This window comes from Pseudomonas sp. Mn2068, from assembly GCF_049319725.1.
Taxonomy (GTDB): Bacteria; Pseudomonadota; Gammaproteobacteria; order Pseudomonadales; family Pseudomonadaceae; genus Aquipseudomonas; species Aquipseudomonas gingeri.
Genome location: NZ_JBMOUG010000008.1, coordinates 239,236 through 259,370, shown reverse-complemented (window position 1 = coordinate 259,370; position 20,135 = coordinate 239,236). Strand labels below are relative to the sequence as shown.

Below are 20,135 nucleotides of genomic sequence, written 5' to 3'. Positions count from 1 at the left end.
CCGTCAGTCCGGGATTTGGCCGATATCCACCTGATTTACTCAAGTATCGCTGCTGGCCGCCGAATCTACCCATATGGAACCTTCGTTCAGAAAGCCCCACTCACGACTCAACTTTTAGAATTATTACCGGGTAGCGCCACGAGATCAGGATGATCCGGCCGCTCGGCCAGGAGCTGTTCATGTCTCAACCCCGTGCTCGAATCGCCACGCAACTGGGTCTTGCGCTCGCTGTCATCCTGGCAGTGGTGATCAGTGGCAGTACTGTCTTTGCCCTCCGCTCGCTGGACTCCGCCAACCTCGACACCCGTGAAGAGCACCTGGCCAGCGAGGCGCGGCTGCTGGCCGACCAGTTGAATACCTTCCACGGCACCCTGCGCGAAAGCACCCAGCGCCTGAGCGGGCTGTTCGAAAAACGCTTCAGCAGCGGCCTGAGCGTACGCCCCGAGGCCCCGGTGGCCGTCGCCGGCACCCAGGCCCCCGGGTTGTACCTGGGCGATCACCTGCTCAACAACGATTTCAGCGAAGTCGACGAGTTCAAGCAGATGTCGGCTGGCGTCGCGACCTTATTCGTGCGCAGTGGCGACGACTTTATCCGGGTCAGTACCTCGCTGACCAAGCAGGACGGTAGCCGGGCCATCGGCACCTTGCTCGATCACCAGCACCCGGCCTACGCCAGGCTGATGGCCGGCCAGGGCTATGTCGGCCGCGCCTTGCTGTTCGATCGCTCCTACATGACCCAGTACACGCCAGTGCGTGACAGCAGTGGCAAGGTGTTCGCGGTGCTGTTTGTCGGCTTCGACTACACCGATGCGCAGAACGCGCAGTTCGAAAACCTCAAGCGCTTCCGGATCGGCACCACCGGTTCCCTGTCGTTGCTCGACGAGCAGAAGCACTGGCTGGTACCGCCGGCCGGGGTGAAGGACCTCGACCAGGCGATCCCGGTGATCGTCGACCTCGCCAGGCAACCGGGCCAGGGACGTTTCTGGAGCGACAAGGGCGACGACCTCTACAGTGTCGCGGTGCCGTTCGAAGGCGGGCCGTGGACGGTGGTGGCGAGCATGCCCAAGGCCGAGATTCGCGAAGTGACCTGGAGCGTCGGTATTCGCCTGGTATTGGGCAGCGTGCTGGCGATGTTGCTGGCGGTCGGCGCGGCGGTCTGGCTGTTGCGCAGCAAGCTGCAACCGCTGGGAGACCTGGTGCGCCAGGCGCAAGCCCTGGGTGCCGGTGACTTGAGCGTACGGCTGAATGTGTCGAGCCATGACGAAATCGGCCAACTGGCTGCCAGCTTCAACCAGATGGGGCAGGCGCTGTCGACCATGGTCGAGCACATCCGCAAGGCCGCCGCCGAGGTCAACAGTCGCGCCAAGGCCTTGTCCGGCCTGTCCGGCGGGGCCTATGAGGGAATGGAACAGCAGTCCGGCGAAATCACCAGCATGGCCGGGGCGGTGGAGGAATTCAGCGCGACCTCGCTGAACATTGCCGACAACATGGGCAGTACCGAGCGCCTGGCCCAGGAAAATGCCCAGCAGACGCGGATCGGCCGGACCTCCATGGACGAAGCGTCCTCCTCCCTGGAGCAGATCGCCGCAGCGCTCAACAGCACCGCGACGGTGATCAACACCCTGGGCCAGCGTTCCCAGGAAATCGGTGGCATCGTCGGAGTGATCACCTCGATTGCCGACCAGACCAACCTGCTGGCGTTGAACGCTGCCATCGAAGCCGCCCGTGCCGGCGAGCAGGGCCGTGGTTTTGCCGTGGTGGCGGATGAAGTGCGCAGCCTGGCGGGTCGTACCCGCGAGGCGACCGACGAGATTTCCGGGATGATCCACAGCATCCAGCAGGAAACCAGCCATGCCATCCAGACCATGGAGCAGGGCAACGCGCTGATGCAGGAAGGTCTGTCACGCAATGCCAACGTTGCCTCGGCACTGGCGCGGATCGACGAACAGAGCCGCTCGGCCGGCCAGCAGTTCGCCGCCATCACCACCGCGACCCAGGAACAAAGCAGCACCGCGACCCTGCTCAGCAGCAACCTGCAAAGCATCGCCCTGGCCAACAGCGAACAGCGCGAAGTGGTCTCCAACCTGGCGCTGACCGCCAAGGAACTGGAAGGCCTGGCGGCGGACCTGCGTCAGGAGGTTGATCGGTTTCGTTGAGTGGATGTGGGCCTTGATGCCGGACCGCTGCAAAGGCGGTCTGCAAGGCACCACGGTCTCAACTGGCACTGGGCCGATACTGCAACGCCTCGGCCAGATGGTCGCGGCTGATGGTTTCCAGCTGCTCCAGGTCCGCCAGGGTCCGCGCGACCTTCAGCAATCGATGGGCCGCCCGCAACGACAGGGTCAATCGCTCGCAAGCCGTTTCCAGCCAGTGTTCGTCGGCTGTGGATAACTTGCAGTGCTGTCGCAGTCCTTCCAGATCGAGAAAGGCATTGGCGCAGCCCTGGCGCTGTTGTTGGCAGTGGCGGGCCTCTGCCACCTGTGTCGCGGCCTTGGCCGTGTTGTTTCCCGGCTCCCGGGCGGGTCTCAAGGCCGTGGCCTCGCGGGCTACGGTCAGGTGCAGGTCGATGCGATCGAGCAGGGGGCCGGAGAGTTTGTTGCGATAGCGCTGGACCTGCTCCGGCGTGCAGCGGCAGCGGTTGGCGGGGTCGCCAAGATATCCACAGGGGCAGGGATTCATCGCCGCCACCAATTGGAAGCGCGCCGGGAAGCGTACCCGATCCCGGGCCCGGGAAATGATGATCTGGCCCGACTCCAGCGGCTCGCGTAAAACCTCCAGCACCTTGCGGTCGAACTCCGGCAACTCGTCGAGAAACAGCACGCCATGGTGGGCGAGGGTGATCTCGCCAGGCTGCGGCCTGGACCCGCCGCCCACCAGCGCCGGCCCGGAAGCCGAGTGATGGGGCTGGCGAAACGGTCGCTGCGGCCAACTGCTGAGGGGCACATGGCTGGCGACCGACTGGATCGCCGCCACTTCCAGCGCTTCCTGTTCATCCAGCGGCGGCAACAGGCCGGGCAGACGGCTTGCCAGCAGGGTCTTGCCAGTACCCGGTGGCCCGCTGAACAGCAGGTTGTGGGCGCCGGCGGCGGCGATCAGCAGGGCGCGTTTGGCGGCGAGCTGGCCTTGCACTTCGCTCAGGTCCGGATAGGGCTTGCCCAGGTGCAGCAGGCCATCGGACTCGAAGGGGCTGATCGGTGCATGGCCGTTGAGATGGGCAACCAGTTGCAGCAGATGATCGACCGCGATCACCGTCAGCCCGGAAGCCAGCGAAGCCTCTTCGGCATTGGCCTGTGGCACCACCAGCGTACGTCCGGCGGCGCGTGCCGCGAGTGCCGCCGGCAACACGCCCTGCACCGGGCGAATGGCGCCGGACAAGGCCAGTTCACCCAGGCACTCCAGGTTTTCCAGCGTGAGGGTCGGCACCTGCACGCTGGCGGCGAGGATGCCGAGGGCAATCGCCAGGTCGAAGCGCCCACCGTCCTTGGGCAGGTCCGCCGGGGCGAGGTTGAGGGTGATGCGCCGAGTGGGAAAGTCGAGGGCCGAATTGAGGATCGCACTGCGCACCCGGTCCTTGCTTTCCTTCACGGCGGTTTCGGGCAGGCCGACCAGGGTAAGGGAGGGCAAGCCGTTGGCCATATGGGTTTCAACGGTAACGGCGGGGGCTTCCACGCCCACCTGGGCGCGAGTGTGGACGATGGCCAGGGACATGTTCTTTCCTTGAACGCAAAGCGGATTTGCTGCGGTTCTGCAAGGCTAGTCGAGCGGAGGAAGGGCTTGGGGGCTTTTGTGTGTCCGGACGATTCGTTGTCAGCCTGTAAGCTGTCAAAACAGGCGCGGGTGTATGCCTATGGGCTGACAACCTTGAAGGTGCATTGTGGGCAGGTGTCAGTGTTTCAGTGGGTTGTAAGTGGCTGAACAGCCAGTCTCAGTCCCATGACACGCAGAATCGCTGCGAGGCTGCTGACCGCCGGGTTGCCTTCGGCAGATTAAGGTTCGATAGAGCTGAGTCGGATTCAACTCGGCGGCCTTGGCTACGCCGCGCACACCGCCAAAAGCCTCCGCCATCTGGCGCAGGGCAATCAGCAACTCGGCCTGTTCGCCGTCTGCCAGGATGCTGTTCAGCAGTTCTGCCGCGTAGGCCGGATCGTTGCGAAATACCTCGGCCATGGCGCAATCATGGGATCTGTCTTTCATGCTTCGTTCTTTTGTCCGTTGTTGGACGAGAGGGGGCGACGCGCCACCATAGAGCTGTGGTGAACGACTCAACGACTCTGAGATGAGAACCGGATGCGCGAAACGGCGGCAAATTACCCATTTTGCTACCAAAGAATTCAGCGTCGATAGCTGGTCGCAAATGTTCATTTGTCGGGCTTGTCGAGCGAGGTGAGTAGGGCCATTCAGGGGGTTGAGTTGAGGCTGGAACCCTCGAATACCAGCCCTTGCTCCCGCATGAAGCAGGAGCGGAATACTGAGCTGTTACTCCACAGGCGGGCTGAGCTTCGCCTCCAACTCCGCCACCTTCGCCTCCAGGCTTTCCAGGCGCGCGCGAGTGCGGGCCAGGACCACCATCTGGCTGTCGAATTCTTCCCGGCTGACCAGGTCCAGCTTGCTGAAACCGCTCTGCAGCAGGGCCTTGAACTGGCTTTCGATTTCAGTGCGCGGCAACGGGGTTTCGCCGCTGAACAGGCGGGAGGCGTGGCCGCTCAGGGCGTCGAGGAAGGCTTTGGGCGCGAGCATGGTCTGGGTTCCGGATACAGGGTCGTCCCAGTGTACCACGCAGTGTCTATAGTGATTTCCGAGGGCGGCGATGCACGCTTTTCGCGCAGCACGCCGGGCGGTCGCGCACCGTTGTTGTGCGTGTTGTCCGCATGCGGGCGGGATTTTCGTCCTCCACGGCGACCAAGGGATTGAAATCAGTGGGTTTTGTAGAGATGGCAAGGTTTCTGCTTAGTCGCTTGTGACCCATGCACTGATGCAGTCGCTGTGACGAAGCAGTGCGGCAGGCGGAGCTGGGAAGCTTCGCCGGCAGCGGTTAGCTGGCGTCGACAGGCTGATCAGGGCCAACGATGCGTTACAAAGCCAGGCACTGCGCTTAGACTTGAGTCGGGTTTGTTTTCCTGGGGCAAGTCCACCAATTCGGGAGAGAGTTTCATGAAGCTAGTCACTGCCATCATCAAGCCGTTCAAGTTGGACGACGTGCGCGAGTCGTTGTCCGAAATCGGCGTGCAGGGCATTACCGTTACTGAGGTCAAAGGCTTCGGTCGGCAGAAGGGTCACACCGAGCTGTATCGCGGCGCGGAATACGTGGTCGACTTCCTGCCCAAGGTGAAGATTGATGTCGCCATCGACGACAAGGATCTTGACCGGGTTATCGAGGCGATAACCAAGGCCGCCAACACCGGCAAGATCGGTGACGGCAAGATCTTTGTGGTCAATCTGGAACAGGCTATTCGCATCCGTACCGGCGAAACCGATACCGACGCAATCTAAGCCGCCAAACCCAACGCCCCAGGAGAAAACAATATGACTCTGCGTAAATTCGCAGGGCTAGGAGCCCTGTTGTCCCTCGTAATGCCGGCCCTGGCCATGGCGGCGGACCCGGTACCGGCTCCAGTCCTCAATTCCGGTGATACCAGCTGGATGCTGACCTCCACGGCCCTCGTGCTGTTCATGACCATTCCAGGCCTCGCGCTGTTCTACGGCGGCATGGTGCGGTCGAAAAACATTCTTTCCGTGATGATGCAGTGCTTCGCCATTACCGGTCTGATCACCATCCTGTGGTTCATCTATGGCTACAGCATGGCGTTCGATACCACCGGGATGGAAGCCGGCGTCGTCAACTACAACTCCTTCGTCGGCAGCCTGGCCAAGGCCTTCCTCGCCGGTATCACCCCGGCGAGCATCACCGGTCCGGCGGCGTTGTTCCCCGAGGCGGTGTTCGTCACCTTCCAGATGACCTTCGCGATCATCACCCCGGCGCTGATCGTCGGTGCCTTCGCCGAGCGGATGAAGTTCTCCGCGATGCTGATCTTCATGGGCGTCTGGTTCACCCTGGTGTATGCACCGATCGCGCACATGGTCTGGAGCGGTCCGGGTTCCCTGCTGGGCGACTGGGGCGTGCTCGACTTCGCGGGCGGCACCGTGGTGCACATCAACGCCGGTATCGCCGGCCTGGTGGCCTGCCTGGTGCTGGGCAAGCGCAAAGGCTTCCCGACCACCCCGATGGCGCCACACAACCTCGGCTACACCCTGATCGGCGCGGCCATGCTGTGGGTCGGCTGGTTCGGCTTCAACGCCGGTTCCGCCGCCGCGGCCAACGGTACCGCCGGTATGGCGATGCTGGTGACCCAGATCGCCACCGCCGCCGCCGCACTGGGCTGGATGTTCGCCGAGTGGCTGACCCACGGTAAGCCAAGCGCACTGGGCATCGCCTCGGGCGTAGTGGCCGGCCTGGTCGCCATTACCCCGGCTGCCGGTACCGTCGGCCCGATGGGCTCGCTGATCATCGGCCTGGCGGCGGGTGTGGTGTGCTTCTTCTGCGCCACGACCCTGAAACGCAAGCTGGGCTACGACGACTCCCTGGACGCCTTCGGCGTGCACGGTATCGGCGGTATCCTCGGCGCCATCCTGACCGGTGTGTTCGCGGCACCGTCGATGGGCGGCTTCAACGCTGCAACCACCGACATCGCTGCCCAGGTCTGGATCCAGTGCAAAGGCGTCGGCTTCACCGTCATCTACACCGCGGTCGTGACCTACATCATCCTCAAGGTCCTGGATGTAGTGATGGGCTTGCGTGTGACCGACGAAGAAGAATCGGTCGGCCTCGACCTGGCACAACACAACGAGCGCGGCTATAACCTGTAAGCGCGTTTAAAAAATTTGCCCGGCTTGCCGGGCATTTTTTTGCCTGGATTTTGTCAGTGCAAAGAGAGCTGAAAGGTTTTATCCAGAAGCATTCCAGCCAAAACGCCGGGACTATTCCCCATGGGCCGATGGCTTACAGCATGGCTGGCGTATTAGGCGCTTTGCTTTTTTCCTGAGCGCGCTAGAATGCGCGCCGATGGGCGGAGAACTGTATGTGGCAACAGACACTGATTACCTTGCGGGCCAGGCCCCGGGGTTTTCATTTGGTGACCCAGGAGTTGCTCGATGGCTTGCCTGAACTGAAGGCATGTCGAGTCGGTCTGTTGCATTTGTGGCTGCAGCATACCTCGGCCTCGTTGACGATCAACGAGAATGCCGATCCGGCGGTTCGCCGTGACTTCGAACGTTTTTTCAACCGACTGGTGCCGCAAGGCGGGCTCGAGTATGAACATGACGACGAAGGCGCGGATGACTTGCCGGCGCACTTCAAGGCCAGTTTGCTAGGCTGTCAGCTGACTTTGCCGGTAACGGCGGGACGGTTGGCTCTGGGTAGCTGGCAAGGTGTCTATCTGGGCGAGCACCGTGATCATGGCGGTGTTCGTAGAGTCCTCGCCACCCTGCAGGGTGATGGGGCATAAGCCGCTGGGGTCCAGCGGATGTTGATTTTTTTCCGGCGGCCTACGACAGTCGGCGCAGCTGGGCTATAACTAATCTGCTTTTCGCAAGTCATGAGGTAGAACATGAGCGACGATGATCTGGAAAACGATGACCTCGAAGTAGGCGACGAAGACGAAACCGAAGAAGGTCTGGAAGCGGCGGCTGAAGACGTAGACGTTGCCGATGACGACGGTGGCGATGTCCCCGCGCCGACTGCCAAGGGTAAGGCCAAGGCAGCCGTATCGGTTGACGAACTGCCCAGCGTGGAAGCCAAGAACAAGGAGCGTGATGCTCTGGCCCGCGCGATGGAAGAGTTCCTCGCACGTGGTGGCAAGGTGCAGGAAGTCGAGGCCAATGTGGTGGCAGATCCACCCAAGAAGCCGGATAACAAGTACGGCAGCCGACCTATCTGAGTGTCAGCTTCCTCGCTTGTCGAAAAAGCCCGCCGTCGCTGCGGGCTTTTTCATGCCTGCCGGTCAGGCCCTGGTGTTCCAGGCGGCCAGCAGCGCCGGCAGTTCGGTCAGGCTGCGGATCTGCGCATCCGGTGGCTGGTCCGCTTCCCAGGCCTTGCCCGCGGGGTTGTACCAGATCGCCCGCAGGCCCGCCTGCTGCGCCCCGGCGATATCGTCGCCCGGATGGTCGCCGATATGCACCGCCGCTTCTGCCGGGACATTCCCGCCGCGGACCAGCGCTTCGTGGAACAGCCGTGAATCGGGCTTGGCGATGCCGATGTCCTCGGCGCACAGGGCAAAGCGGAAGTAGTCGGCAAGGCCCAGGCGGCGCACGTCGGCATTGCCATTGGTGACCACGCCCAGGGCAAAGGAGCGGCCAAGGGTCTCCAGGGTCGGCTCGACCTCGGGAAACACCTCGATCTGGTGCCGGGCGTGAATGAACACTTCGAACGCTTCCGCTGCCAGTGTCTCGGCCTGCCCGTGGGCATAGCCGGCTTCTTCCAGCGCATGGAACAGCACCCGGCGGCGCAAGGCGCTGATGCGGTGCTTGAGCGTCGGTTCCTTGAGCAGCACCCGTTCGCGGATCGCCCACAGGTGCTCGATCGGCACGCCGCCCAGGTCCGGCGCGTGCCCGGCCAGCCACTCCCGCAACACGTTCTCCGCGCTGTGGATCACCGGCGCGGTATCCCACAGGGTGTCATCGAGGTCGAAGGTGATCAGCTGAATCGTCATTACTCACTATCCTTGCTGCGTTTGGCCCGGGGGTGGGCGCTGTCATAGACGGTTGCCAGGTGCTGGAAGTCCAGGTGGGTGTAGATCTGCGTGGTCTTGATGTCCGAGTGGCCGAGCAGCTCCTGCACCGCGCGCAGGTCCTGGGAGGACTCCAGCAGGTGGCTGGCAAAGGAGTGCCGGAGCATGTGCGGGTGCAGGTTCTGCCCCAGTTCACGCTCGCCGGCAGCCTTGACCCGCAGCTGGATGGCCCGGGGGCCGAGGCGCCGGCCCTGCTGGCTGACGAATACCGCATCGTCCGCCGGATTGCTCAGGGCGCGCAGCGGCAGCCAGGTCAGCAGGGCTTCGCGGGCCTTGCGGCCGATCGGCAGGACGCGGGTCTTGCTGCCCTTGCCGTGGACCTGAACCAGGCCGTCCGCCAGGTCCAGCTGGTCGAGGTTGAGCCCGGTCAGTTCCGAGAGACGCAGGCCCGAGGAGTAGAACAGCTCGAGGATGGCCTGGTCGCGGTGGGCGAGGAAATCATCCTCGACGGCACCGTCGAGCAGTTGCAGGGTGCGATCGGTGTCGAGGGTCTTGGGCAGCCGGCGTTCGCCCTTGGGCGGCGCCAGGCCGGTGGCCGGGTCGTGGTTGCACAAGCCTTCGCGGTTCAGGTACTGGTACAGCCCGCGGACCGCCGACAGCAGCCGTGCCAGGCTGCGCGAGGATTGTCCCTGCTGGTGCAGGCGCGCCACCAGTCGCCGCAGCCGCTGGATATCGAGGGCCGACCAGCTGGCGATCTGTTCCTTTGCGCAGAAGGCGAGGACCTTGTTCAGGTCGCGCCGGTAGGCTTCGAGGGTATGGGGCGACACCTGGCGCTCACTGCGCAGGTGCTCGCAGTAGGCGTCCAGTTGCCGTTCCACGACTAGCGCACCGAGCGCAGGGAGTGGGTGAAGCGCGGGACGACACGTCCCAGGACTTCGGCGATATAGCTGAGGAACAGGGTGCCGACCGAACTCTTGTAGTGCTGCGGGTCGCGGCTGGCGATGGCGAGCACGCCGTGCAGGCCCAGATGGCTGATGGCGACCACGGCGGTGGAGCCGATCTGCTTGCGTTGTTCTTCGCCGAACAGGAAGTCCAGCTCGTGCTCGCGCAGGCTGCCGCTGATGCTCTTGCCTTCCGAGAGCAGGCCGCCGATCGCCTGCTGCGCGTCGGCACCGCTGACCCAGCGGCCCACCGGCATGGCGTTGTCGCTGAACAGGATCAGGCTGACGAAGGGCACCTGGAAATCCTGGCGCAGGCTGTCTTCGACGGCCATCACCAGGTCTTCCAGGCTGGCCGCGTCCATCAGCGCGAGGATCAGCCGACGGGTCTTGTCGAAGAGCCGGTCGTTGTCGCGGGCGACGTCCATCAGCTGCGAAAGCCGGTGGCGCATCTCGATATTGCGTTCGCGCAGGATCTTCATCTGCCGTTCGACCAGTGATACCGTGTCACCACGCTGGTGTGGAATGCGCAGCGCCGGCAGCAGCTCTTCGTGCTCGACGAAGAAGTCCGGGTGAGCCTCCAGGTAAGCGGCGACGGTCGCCGCCTCCAGGCTTTGCGCAGGCAGTTCGTTGGGCTGTTCGGCTGGAGCCTGAGGCTGATCGGTCATGACGTTCGCTCGCTTATAGACGCACTTGTCCTTCATACACCCGTACGGCCGGCCCGGTCATCATCACCGGTGCGCCGTCGCCGGCCCACTCGATGGACAGGCGTCCGCCGGGCAGGTCGATGGTCACCGGTGAATCCATCCAGCCCTGGCTGATGGCCGCGACCGCTGCCGCGCAGGCGCCGGTGCCGCAGGCCTGGGTTTCCCCGGCGCCACGTTCCCAGACGCGCAGTTGCGCGCGCTGGCGGTCGATCACCTGCAGGAAGCCGACGTTGACCCGCGCCGGGAAGCGCGGATGGTGTTCGATCTTCGGTCCCAGTTCGTGCACCGGGGCGCTGTTGATATCCGTCACGCGCAGCACCGCATGGGGGTTGCCCATGGACACGGCGGCCAGGTCGACGCTCTGGCCGTCGACGTCGACCGGGTAGCTCAGGGCCTGGGCCGCAGCCTGGAACGGAATGTCCGCCGGCACCCGGCGCGGGGCGCCCATGTTCACGCTGATCTGGCCGTCCTGGCGCACGTCCAGTTCGATGATGCCGCTCTTGGTCTCGACGCGGATCTGCCGCTTGGCGGTCAGGCGCTTGTCCAGGACGAAGCGTGCGAAGCAACGGGCACCGTTGCCGCATTGCTCCACTTCCGAACCGTCGGAGTTGAAGATCCGGTAGCGGAAATCCACCTCGGGATTGCTCGGTGCCTCGACGATCAGCAACTGGTCGAAGCCGATGCCGGTGTGCCGGTCACCCCATTGCTTGGCGTGCTTGGGCAGGATGTGCGCGTGCTGGCTGACCAGGTCGAGGACCATGAAGTCGTTGCCCAGGCCGTGCATCTTGGTAAAACGCAGCAGCATGGTCTTACTCCGGCAACAGGCTTTCGCCGGCGTACAACTCGGCCAATGTCTCGCGACGGCGGATTTCGATCATCTGCTCGCCATCCACCAGCACTTCGGCGGCACGGCCGCGGGTGTTGTAGTTGGAGCTCATGACAAAACCATAGGCGCCGGCCGAGTGCACGGCCAGCAGGTCGCCTTCCTCCAGCGCGAGCTGGCGGTCCTTGGCCAGGAAGTCGCCGGTTTCGCAGATCGGTCCGACGATGTCGTAGGCCCGTGGCTCGCTGTCACGCGGGCGCACGGCGGTGACGTTCATCCAGGCCTGGTACAGCGCCGGGCGGATCAGGTCGTTCATCGCCGCGTCGACGATGGCGAAGTCCTTGTATTCGGTGTGCTTGAGGTATTCGACCTGGGTCAGCAGCACGCCGGCGTTGGCGACGATAAAGCGGCCCGGTTCGAACATCAGCGTCAGGTCGCGGCCGGCGGTGCGCTCGCGCACGGCCTTGATGTAGTCGGCCACCAGCGGCGGCTCTTCATCGCGATAACGCACGCCGACACCGCCACCGAGGTCGATATGGTGCAGGTAGATACCGCATTCGCCGAGGCGGTCGATCAGCGCCAACAGGCGGTCGAGGGCGTCGAGGAACGGTGGCAGGCTGGTCAGTTGCGAGCCGATATGGCAATCGACGCCCAGGACTTCCAGGTTCGGCAGCTGTGCGGCGCGGACATAGACCTCTTCCGCGTCGGCGATGGCGATGCCGAACTTGTTTTCCTTCAGACCGGTGGAGATGTACGGGTGGGTGCCGGCATCCACGTCCGGGTTGACCCGCAGCGAGATCGGCGCGCGAACGCCCATCTCGGCCGCCACCACCTGCAGGCGCTCCAGCTCGTCGGTGGACTCGACGTTGAAGCAGTGCACACCGACTTCCAGGGCACGACGCATGTCGTCACGGCTCTTGCCGACGCCGGAGAAGACGATCTTGTCCGCCGCGCCACCGGCGGCCAGGACACGCTCCAGTTCGCCACGGGATACGATGTCGAAACCGGCGCCGAGGCGCGCCAGGACATTCAGCACGCCGAGGTTGGAGTTGGCCTTGACCGCATAGCAGACCAGGTGCGCGGCACCTTGCAGGGCATCGGCATAAGCGTGGTACTGCGCCTCGATATGGGCGCGGGAGTAGACATAAGTCGGCGTGCCAAAGCGCTCGGCGATGGCGGACAAAGCTACACCTTCCGCGAACAGTTCACCGTCGCGGTAGTTAAAAGCGTCCATGGTGATCCCTTAGTAGGTGTCGTGCTTGTGCGCTTTGGCCTGCGAGGACTTGGCCTGGTCGTCCGGGTTCTGACTGTCATCGGGAAGATACAGCGGACCTTTTTGCCCACAGGCAGAGACCAGGCAAGCGATCGCGAGGAGCGCAGCAAGGGAAGAGATCAGGCGCTTCATGGCGAAATCCTTTGTAAAAGCATTAATTGCGCCCGAGTATACCGGCCACCCGGCGGCTTGCCTATGCGGGCCGCCAGCCGGACTCCGCCGGGTCGATCGGGACCTGGTGGATTATTGATGTCACTGTCGCTCCAGGGTGGTTATGCTTTGCAATCATCCGCGAGCGCCCGTATCTTCGGGCGCCTGGAGTGACCAGTATTTTTCGAGGTTCGCGCAATGAGTTTGACTGAAGCCCGTTTTCACGATCTGGTCGATGCCACCCAGCAAGTGCTGGAAGATATTTTTGACGAGAGTGGCCTGGATGTGGACCTGGAGAACTCCGCGGGTGTGTTGACCGTGAAGTTCGAAGGGGGCTCCCAGCTGGTTGTTAGCCGCCAGGAGCCTCTGCGTCAGCTCTGGCTGGCCGCTAAGTCGGGCGGTTTTCATTTTGACTATGATGAAGAAAACTGCGTCTGGACGTGCGACAAGACCGATGAGTTGCTGAGCGAGATCATTGCTCGCTCGACTTTGGAGCAAGCCGGCGTCAACCTGGACTTCGACGAGATCTGATCGTGACGCAGCAAGCCACACCGGCAAGACCCGCCAAGCCGCTGTACAGCAACATCAGCCCGGCCGTGCCTTCGCCTTGCGTGAGCCTGTGCCGGCTCGACGAGCAAAAAGTGTGTATCGGCTGTTTTCGGCATGTCGAGGACATTCGCGAATGGCGCTCGGCGGACGACCAGCGCCGCCGGGTGATCTGCGAGCAGGCGCGACAGCGCCGGGCGCAGGCCTGATCGCGGTCCTCGCGGGCGTTGCCTTGCCCGCGATGGCTGCGGTGAACAGGGCATCGTAGTCACTGGCAAGCCAGCTCCCAGCGGGACATGCATTGTTCTGCGACTTGTGTATTTGCGCTGCTGTGATAGTGTCCGACCATGCCTCGCGATGACGAGGCCAGTGAAAACCCCGCCTTTCGTGGCGGGGTTTTGCTTTTATCGTGCAGAAAAAAGGAGTCTGCCTGGATCATGATCACCGCACCTTCCATCATCCTCACCCGCCTCGATGTGCAGCGTCTCGAGCGCCTGATCGACAGCCTGGACGATTCGCTGCCGGGCGTCGTCGCGTTGCAGGCCGAACTGGATCGCGCTGAAAGCGTCGTGGGCCACGAAGAAGTGCCCGCCGGTGTCGTGACCATGAATTCCCGGGTCCATTGCCGTGAAGAAGGCAGTGGCAAGGACTATCACCTGACCCTGGTCTATCCCCAGGATGCCAATGCCGACGAAGGCAAGATCTCGATTCTCGCGCCGGTCGGCAGCGCCCTGCTCGGCTTGCAGGTCGGCCAGCACATCGACTGGCCGGCCCCGGGTGGCAAGACCCTGAAGCTGACCCTGCTGGAAGTGGAATACCAGCCGGAAGCGGCCGGTGACTTCCACCTCTGAGCCCTCACTTACAAGCCCTCACACCCCTGAACCCTCTCAGGCCTGTTCCAGGGCGATATTCAGCGAGCTTTCCAGGTCGGCCTTGTAGCGCAGGTACAGGTTGGTCGAGCCCGTGCCTTCGCCGACCAGGCCGCTGAGGTCCAGGTCGGTGATGTAGCAGCGATAGCGCTCGACCTCGCGCCGCTGGCCGATAATTTCCTGGGCGACCGCGATAAACAGCTGGTCGCCGTATTCCAGTTGGGAAAACTCCCGCTGATTGCAGTACAGGGTGACCTGGACTTCGTTCGGCCCGGCCTTGCCGACGATCGCCTGGACGTCGTAGAACGGCTTGTTGACCGGCGTCTGCGGTGCCGGCCGGGTCTCGACCCGTCGTGCCCGCCCCGGTGCCGAGGGCAGCAGCTGGTAATACAGGGTTTCCAGCACGGTCGCGGGCAACGTCGAATCCATCGGCATCAAGGCCTCGCGACGGTACAGGATCGACTGCAGGAAACGTTGCAGCGGCACCAGCAGGCTTTGCTCGTCATGGAATGGCAGGCGCTGTTGCCACAAGGCATTGAACTCATCGAGCACATACAGCTCGGCCTGGTTCTCGTTGATCCGGAAGAACACCTGTATGCACTCGGGCTGGCCCATCGGCAGCACCAGGGCCAGGTCGTGTTCCTCCATGGCCCGCAGATCCAGGTGCAACGGGCTGTAGCTCGACAGGTCGGCGCTCAGGTAGTCGAGCAGCGTCGACAGATTGTCCAGGGCGATATGGCGGACCTGGCCGGGAACCAGTTCCAGGACGTGGTAATGCTGCTGGACCTGCACCAGGTAGCGGTGGTTGAGGTCGCCGATCAGCAATTCCTGGGCGGTATTGAGCACTTCCTCGACCCGCTGGGCGATGAATTGCGCGCGGTTGTGGCAGAAACAGCGTACCCGCAGCCTTGGCATCTCGCGGCCCAGGGGCAGGTTGTTGAGGTAGTCGCGCAGGCAGTCGAGCAGGGCATGGGGGCCGTCGTAACGACTGATCAGCACTTCGTTCCAGCTGTTGAGGGTGACCTGGTCGAGGGTCAGCACCAGGTTTTCCCGGACACCGGCATAACTCAGGGAGTCGGTGCGCTCGGTGGTCATCAGGATATTCAGATCGCGGTGGTGCTTGAGCGGGTCTACGCCGACGTTGACCAGCAACAGCACCTCGCCCGGGATGCTCGGACGCAGCAACTGTTCCTCGCCGACGGTGCTCAGGGGCAGGGCGATCACCTGCTGCAGGCTGCCGAGCAGGTTGAACAGCTCGAATTCGGTCAGGTCGCTGCTGCCGGGGTGCAGGGCGAGGCGGGTGCTGCTGTCGATCACGCCGTTGCGGTGGCACCAGGTCAGCAATTCCAGCAGCTCGCGGCTGCGCTTGATCGGCGCGAAGTGTTCCCACTCCTGGGCGCCCAGGCTGCCGTTGTACAGGCCCCAATGGGTCTGCCCCGGCTCCTTGCGGTTGGGCGACTGGACCAGGGTCAGGGTGTCTTCGGCGAGGTCCGGGGCGATGCCGGGGTTGATGAACTCGATCTTGCCGGCCTTGCGCTCGAACGCGGCGTACAACCGGCGGCCGAGCACGTTGAGGTCGCGCTTGTTGATCAGGCTGACCGCCTGCTCGGTACGGGCGAACTGGGTCAGGAAGCGATAGCTGTAGTTGAGTTCGTTGACCAGTGCGCGGCGTTCGGCGCTGACCTGGCGGACTTTCCACTGGCTGCGGCTGTCGAGCAGCGCCAGTTGCCGGCGGTCCCAGCCCCATTCGCCGGCCAGGCGCTCCAGCAACTGGCGTTGCCAGCTGGTGTTGCGCGAGCTGTTGCCGGTTAGCTTGCGGTTGACCTTCAGGTACAGGCTGCGCCGTACCAGTTCCAGGCGTTCCGGCTCGTTGCGGGCCTTGAGGTATTCCTCGATCCGCCGGTAGACCACGATATAGGGGTCCAGCTCGTCGAGGTCCAGCTGGTTGGCGAACACCGCCTGCTTGAAGCGCAGGCTCAGGCATTCGACCCGCGGGTGCTCGCTGGCATAGACCTCGGTCAGCAGCAGCTTGAGCACCGACTTGTAGGGCGACTCGATCCCCTTGAACAACTGCCAGAGCCCGGCACCGATGAACTCGCCCGGCGGGATCTGCGCCAGATGGCCGAGGTCCAGGCCTTCGTCCGCGCGGATAAAGCGCTTGGACAGCAGGGTATGGGTGTATTGGTCGTAGCGCGCCTCCTCGTACACCGGCACCAGCCACCACAGCGGCGTCCGTCCGGCGAGCCAGATGGCGGTGCGATAGAACTCGTCCAGCAGCAGGTAGTGCTGGGTGGTGCCGCAGTCTTCCGAGCTCAGTTGGGCGTCCCGCTCGCCACGGACGAAGCGCGCCGGGTCGATCAGGAAGAAATGCGCTTCGGCGCCCTGGCTGGCCGCCCAGGTTTCCAGCAACTGGCATTTCTTGCGCAGTTCCGCCAGCTCGCCCTGGCTCAGGTCGCTGGCGTGGCAGACCCAGAAGTCCATGTCGCTCTGGTCGGCCTGGGCCAGGGTTCCCAGGCTGCCCATCAGGAACAGCCCGTGGATCGGCCGCGGTGGGTTGCCGTGACGGGCCTTGTAGGAGAAGGAGCGGGTCAGGCGCTGGGCTTCGGCGAGCGCCGAATCGTCCGGCTCGTAGCTCGACAGCCCGGCCGGCGTGCTGCCCGAGACATAGCCGGGCAATAGGGGATGATTGACATGGAAAAACAGCGGCAGCACGTTCAGCACGACCTGCTGGCGCGGCGAGAGACCTTCCATGGCACGGTCGAGCCGACCCTGGTTGAGCTTCAGAAAGCGCGAGCGCAGCTGGCTGAGCACCTTGCGGTCGATGCCCTCGTCCAGGTTTGGGCGAATTTCGTGGGTGCGCGTCATTTCAAACTCAAACCGGCTCAGCGGCGCTCGACAGTAGGAAATCTCTGAAGGGTGGCAGTTTACAGGCTAAGCGGGCCGCGCTTTAAGCTGAATTTGTCGATGGATGTCAGATTGCCAGATGAGTGGCCGCGGTCAGCCCGCGCAACCCGTGAAAACACAGGATTGCGTGGGCCTGGGGCGGACTCAGGCGGCTTCTTTTCGGACGTTCAGGATGGTCAGCAGGCCTTGGGCATGTTCGGCGGCGTCACGGCCCAGGCTGGTCAGGTAACCACCGTCTCTCTGGGTGATCAGTTCTTTGTCGAACAGGCGTTTGGCGGCGGCGATGGCAGTCGGGGCAGCGGTCTGATGAATTTTCAGGCCCTCCTGGGAACTCCCCAGGTTGAACAGTGCAAGGATTTCCAGTTCGGCAACCAACTCAGGGGTATACGACATAAGGACTCCAGACTTTCTAGGAATTATTGGACGACAGCGCCCCTAAGGTGATCCCACTTGCGCGGGCTGTCCAGTGCTGGATGAGCGCGCGGCCGGATGGCGTGCTGGAGGCGTGGGATCAGTTGTTACAGGGTTTTTCCAGTGTAGACAGTCCTTGCTGAAACGCTCACTGCTTCTCGGGCGGCAGCTCCGGCAAGGCGCGCAGGGCGTCTTCGTACCACTGGGTATCGAACGCGCGGTCATCGTCGAGCATCGCGTCGATTTCCGTCGCCAATACATGGGCCATGAGGGTGAGAATCTCGTCGCGTTCGTAGCCGACCAGGGTCAGTTTGTTGAACGTGGCCTTGGCGGCCGGCGGGTTGTCGTTTTCGATCTGGTTTTCGATGGCCTGGACCAGGGTGCTCTCGGCGAACTCTTCTTCGTCGTTGTCGATATCGGTTGGCTCGCTCATGGCAGGCTCCTCAAGGAAAGGTCGGCAGTTTACCCGTATTCATCGCCGTGATGCTGCTGGTTGAATTTTGTCCGGTGCACTATAACTTCCCCCGCCAACCCCCCGCACGGCCTGGAGGCTTTGTGATGCTCAAGCTTTATGGATTTGCTGTCAGCAACTACTACAACATGGTCAAGCTGGCATTGCTCGAGAAGGGCCTGTCGTTCGAGGAAGTGCCGTTCTACGCCGGACAGACGCCGGAGGCCCTGGCAATCAGCCCGCGCGGGAAAGTTCCGGTGCTGGGCGTGGAGCAGGGCTATATCAACGAAACCAGCGTGATCCTCGAATACCTCGACGACACCCAGGGCGGCAAGGCGCTGCTGCCCAGCGACCCGTTCCGGCGTGCCCAGGTCCTGGCGCTGGCCAAGGAGATCGAGCTGTACATCGAGCTGCCGGCGCGGGCTTCGTTTGCCGAGGCGTTCTTTGGCATGCCGGTGCCGGAGGCGATCAAGGAAAAGACCCGCACCGAGCTGTTGCTGGGCTTTGCCTCGCTCAAGCGCCATGGCCGGTTCGCCCCTTATGTGGCGGGCAACGAGTTGAGCGTGGCGGACCTATATTTTCTCTACAGCGTCGACCTGGCCTGCGCGGTCGGCCAGAAGCTGTTCGGGATCGATCTGTTGGCCGGGATGCCGGAGGCGAAGGCCTTGCTGGAGCGTCTGCAGCAGACGGAGCATGCCCAGCGGATCGCGGCGGACAAGGAGGCCGCGATGCCGGCGTTCATGGCGATGATTGCCGCCAAGAAATAGGTTGTGGCGTTCATCATGACGCCATCGCCAGCAAGCCGGCTCCCACCGGATGAGTGTCGCATGCGGAACATGGGTTCGAGCACAAACCTTGTGGGAGCTGGCTTGCCAGCGAAGAGGCCCGTAAGCCTGGCCTCGGCTGATCGATCGCCCTCGCCGGCAAGCCGGCTCCCACCAGGGATCAGCGGCTGGCGAGCAGTGCCTGGCCGCGGGCGACCGCTGCCTTGACCTGTGCCGGCGCGGTTCCGCCGATATGATCGCGGGCGTTGACCGAGCCTTCCAGGGTCAATACCGCAAACACGTCCTGGTCGATCTGGTCGCTGAACTTGCGCAGCTCTTCCAGGCTCATTTCCGCCAGGTCCTTGCCGCTTTCCACGCCGTACTTCACCGCGTGGCCGACGATCTCGTGGCAATCACGGAACGGCAGGCCACGACGCACCAGGTAGTCCGCCAGGTCGGTCGCGGTGGAGAAGCCGCGCAGTGCCGCCTCGCGCATCATCGCGTGCTTGGGCTTGATCGCCGGGATCATGTCGGCGAAGGCCCGCAGCGAATCGCGCAGGGTATCGGCGGCGTCGAACAGCGGTTCCTTGTCTTCCTGGTTGTCCTTGTTGTAGGCCAGGGGCTGGCCTTTCATCAGGGTCAGCAGGCCCATCAGGGCACCGAACACCCGGCCGGTCTTGCCGCGTACCAGCTCCGGCACGTCCGGGTTCTTCTTCTGGGGCATGATCGAGCTGCCGGTGCAGAAGCGGTCCGGCAGGTCGATGAACTGGAACTGCGCGCTGGTCCACAGCACCAGCTCTTCGGAGAAGCGCGACAGGTGCATCATCGCGATGCTGGCCGCCGAGCAGAACTCGATGGCGAAGTCACGATCCGAAACGTTGTCCAGGGAGTTGCCGCCGACCACATCGAAGCCCAGCAGCTGGGCGGTGTATTCGCGGTCGATCGGGTAGGTGGTGCCGGCCAGCGCCGCGCTGCCCAGGGGCATGCGGTTGGTGCGCTTGCGGCAGTCCACCAGGCGCTCGTAGTCACGGCTGAGCATTTCGAACCAGGCCAGCATATGGTGGCCGAAGGTCACCGGCTGTGCGGTCTGCAAGTGGGTGAAACCGGGCATGATAGTGCCGGCTTCACGCTCGGCCTGTTCCAGCAGGCCTTTTTGCAGGCGGGTGATTTCCGCCAGGATCAGGTCGATTTCGTCCCGCAGCCACAGGCGGATATCGGTGGCGACCTGGTCGTTGCGGCTGCGCCCGGTGTGCAGCTTCTTGCCGGTGACGCCGATGCGGTCGGTCAGACGCGCCTCGATGTTCATGTGCACGTCTTCCAGGTCCACGCGCCAGTCAAAGTTGCCGGCCTCGATTTCGCCCTGGAGGGTGGTCAGTCCGTCGACGATGCTGTCGCGCTCGGCATCGGTCAGCACGCCGACCTTGGCCAGCATCCTGGCGTGGGCGATGGAGCCCATGATGTCGTGACGATAGAGGCGCTGGTCGAACGTGACGGAGGCGGTGAAGCGTGCGACGAAGGCGTCGACGGGTTCACTGAAGCGGCCGCCCCAGGACTGATTGGTCTTGTCGGTGCTCAT

At 63.4% G+C, this 20,135-nt stretch carries 21 protein-coding genes and 1 pseudogene; 9 read left to right on the top strand and 13 right to left on the bottom strand.

Features of this window, described 5'->3' with window-relative positions; all coding sequences use genetic code 11:
• Positions 1-179: 179 nt before the first annotated feature.
• A complete protein-coding gene (locus ACL9RJ_RS20105; RefSeq protein ID WP_042935156.1) occupies positions 180-2,156 on the top strand; it encodes a methyl-accepting chemotaxis protein in 1,977 nt (658 codons plus the stop codon).
• 58 nt (positions 2,157-2,214) lie between these two features.
• On the opposite strand, the gene ACL9RJ_RS20100 is transcribed toward ACL9RJ_RS20105, so the two are convergent.
• From ACL9RJ_RS20100 to ACL9RJ_RS20090, 3 genes and pseudogenes are all read right to left on the bottom strand, one after another.
• The gene (locus tag ACL9RJ_RS20100; RefSeq protein ID WP_422765588.1) at positions 2,215-3,708 is read right to left on the bottom strand and encodes a YifB family Mg chelatase-like AAA ATPase; all 1,494 of its coding nucleotides are present in this window, start codon (positions 3,706-3,708) and stop codon (positions 2,215-2,217) included.
• Positions 3,709-3,893: 185 nt separating this feature from the next.
• Positions 3,894-4,194: pseudogene (locus ACL9RJ_RS20095) on the bottom strand (DNA-binding protein).
• Between the two features lie 282 nt (positions 4,195-4,476).
• The gene (locus ACL9RJ_RS20090) at positions 4,477-4,737 is read right to left on the bottom strand and encodes an accessory factor UbiK family protein (protein WP_177087205.1); all 261 of its coding nucleotides are present in this window, start codon (positions 4,735-4,737) and stop codon (positions 4,477-4,479) included.
• 414 nt (positions 4,738-5,151) lie between these two features.
• On the opposite strand from ACL9RJ_RS20090, the gene glnK reads away from it, so the two are divergent.
• The 4 genes from glnK (at position 5,152) to sutA (ending at position 7,934) form a co-directional block, all read left to right on the top strand.
• Positions 5,152-5,490 (top strand): P-II family nitrogen regulator, encoded by a 339-nt coding sequence (gene glnK / locus ACL9RJ_RS20085; protein WP_002555808.1) that lies wholly within the window; start codon positions 5,152-5,154, stop codon positions 5,488-5,490.
• A gap of 33 nt (positions 5,491-5,523) precedes the next feature.
• Positions 5,524-6,864 carry an ammonium transporter gene (locus tag ACL9RJ_RS20080; RefSeq protein ID WP_177058305.1) on the top strand — a complete coding sequence of 447 codons (1,341 nt, stop codon included), beginning with the start codon at positions 5,524-5,526 and terminating at the stop codon, positions 6,862-6,864.
• A gap of 212 nt (positions 6,865-7,076) precedes the next feature.
• Positions 7,077-7,502 (top strand): secondary thiamine-phosphate synthase enzyme YjbQ, encoded by a 426-nt coding sequence (locus tag ACL9RJ_RS20075; RefSeq protein WP_017125502.1) that lies wholly within the window; start codon positions 7,077-7,079, stop codon positions 7,500-7,502.
• A gap of 102 nt (positions 7,503-7,604) precedes the next feature.
• Entirely contained in the window at positions 7,605-7,934 is a 330-nt protein-coding gene (gene sutA, locus ACL9RJ_RS20070; RefSeq protein ID WP_017125501.1) for a transcriptional regulator SutA, read from the top strand.
• A gap of 63 nt (positions 7,935-7,997) precedes the next feature.
• Here sutA and ACL9RJ_RS20065 read toward each other — a convergent pair whose 3' ends face one another.
• Genes ACL9RJ_RS20065 through lptM form a run of 6 tightly spaced genes read right to left on the bottom strand, consistent with a single transcriptional unit; the run spans position 7,998 to position 12,596 of the window.
• A complete protein-coding gene (locus tag ACL9RJ_RS20065; protein WP_017125500.1) occupies positions 7,998-8,705 on the bottom strand; it encodes an HAD family hydrolase in 708 nt (235 codons plus the stop codon).
• Positions 8,705-9,601, bottom strand: a complete 897-nt coding sequence (gene xerC, locus ACL9RJ_RS20060; protein WP_017125499.1) for a tyrosine recombinase XerC — start codon at positions 9,599-9,601, stop codon at positions 8,705-8,707. The genes ACL9RJ_RS20065 and xerC overlap by 1 nt, the downstream gene beginning before the upstream one ends.
• Before the next feature lie 2 nt (positions 9,602-9,603).
• Complete coding sequence (locus ACL9RJ_RS20055) at positions 9,604-10,329, bottom strand: DUF484 family protein (protein WP_017125498.1); 726 nt, start codon at positions 10,327-10,329, stop codon at positions 9,604-9,606.
• A 13-nt stretch (positions 10,330-10,342) separates the two neighbouring features.
• Positions 10,343-11,173 carry a diaminopimelate epimerase gene (gene dapF, locus ACL9RJ_RS20050; RefSeq protein ID WP_017125497.1) on the bottom strand — a complete coding sequence of 277 codons (831 nt, stop codon included), beginning with the start codon at positions 11,171-11,173 and terminating at the stop codon, positions 10,343-10,345.
• 4 nt (positions 11,174-11,177) lie between these two features.
• Positions 11,178-12,425: a diaminopimelate decarboxylase gene (gene lysA, locus ACL9RJ_RS20045; RefSeq protein WP_422765586.1), complete on the bottom strand. Its 1,248-nt coding sequence runs from the start codon at positions 12,423-12,425 to the stop codon at positions 11,178-11,180.
• A gap of 9 nt (positions 12,426-12,434) precedes the next feature.
• Positions 12,435-12,596 carry an LPS translocon maturation chaperone LptM gene (gene lptM / locus ACL9RJ_RS20040; RefSeq protein WP_017125495.1) on the bottom strand — a complete coding sequence of 54 codons (162 nt, stop codon included), beginning with the start codon at positions 12,594-12,596 and terminating at the stop codon, positions 12,435-12,437.
• 216 nt (positions 12,597-12,812) lie between these two features.
• Between lptM and cyaY the strand changes: the two genes are divergently transcribed.
• The 3 genes from cyaY (at position 12,813) to rnk (ending at position 14,011) form a co-directional block, all read left to right on the top strand.
• A complete protein-coding gene (gene cyaY, locus ACL9RJ_RS20035) occupies positions 12,813-13,145 on the top strand; it encodes an iron donor protein CyaY (RefSeq protein ID WP_017125494.1) in 333 nt (110 codons plus the stop codon).
• Positions 13,145-13,369 (top strand): DUF1289 domain-containing protein, encoded by a 225-nt coding sequence (locus ACL9RJ_RS20030; protein WP_422765609.1) that lies wholly within the window; start codon positions 13,145-13,147, stop codon positions 13,367-13,369. Before cyaY ends, ACL9RJ_RS20030 begins: the two co-directional genes overlap by 1 nt.
• A 228-nt stretch (positions 13,370-13,597) precedes the next feature.
• Positions 13,598-14,011 carry a nucleoside diphosphate kinase regulator gene (rnk, locus tag ACL9RJ_RS20025; RefSeq protein ID WP_212810276.1) on the top strand — a complete coding sequence of 138 codons (414 nt, stop codon included), beginning with the start codon at positions 13,598-13,600 and terminating at the stop codon, positions 14,009-14,011.
• A gap of 36 nt (positions 14,012-14,047) precedes the next feature.
• Here rnk and ACL9RJ_RS20020 read toward each other — a convergent pair whose 3' ends face one another.
• From ACL9RJ_RS20020 to ACL9RJ_RS20010, 3 genes are all read right to left on the bottom strand, one after another.
• The gene (locus ACL9RJ_RS20020) at positions 14,048-16,894 is read right to left on the bottom strand and encodes a class I adenylate cyclase (RefSeq protein WP_177118618.1); all 2,847 of its coding nucleotides are present in this window, start codon (positions 16,892-16,894) and stop codon (positions 14,048-14,050) included.
• Positions 16,895-17,077: 183 nt separating this feature from the next.
• A complete protein-coding gene (locus ACL9RJ_RS20015; protein ID WP_017125490.1) occupies positions 17,078-17,326 on the bottom strand; it encodes a TIGR02647 family protein in 249 nt (82 codons plus the stop codon).
• A gap of 166 nt (positions 17,327-17,492) precedes the next feature.
• Positions 17,493-17,777, bottom strand: coding sequence for a hypothetical protein (locus ACL9RJ_RS20010; protein ID WP_178992327.1), 285 nt, complete (start codon positions 17,775-17,777; stop codon positions 17,493-17,495).
• A gap of 125 nt (positions 17,778-17,902) precedes the next feature.
• Between ACL9RJ_RS20010 and ACL9RJ_RS20005 the strand changes: the two genes are divergently transcribed.
• Positions 17,903-18,562 (top strand): glutathione S-transferase family protein, encoded by a 660-nt coding sequence (locus tag ACL9RJ_RS20005; protein ID WP_017125488.1) that lies wholly within the window; start codon positions 17,903-17,905, stop codon positions 18,560-18,562.
• A 178-nt stretch (positions 18,563-18,740) separates the two neighbouring features.
• On the opposite strand, the gene argH is transcribed toward ACL9RJ_RS20005, so the two are convergent.
• Entirely contained in the window at positions 18,741-20,135 is a 1,395-nt protein-coding gene (gene argH, locus ACL9RJ_RS20000) for an argininosuccinate lyase (RefSeq protein WP_177087190.1), read from the bottom strand.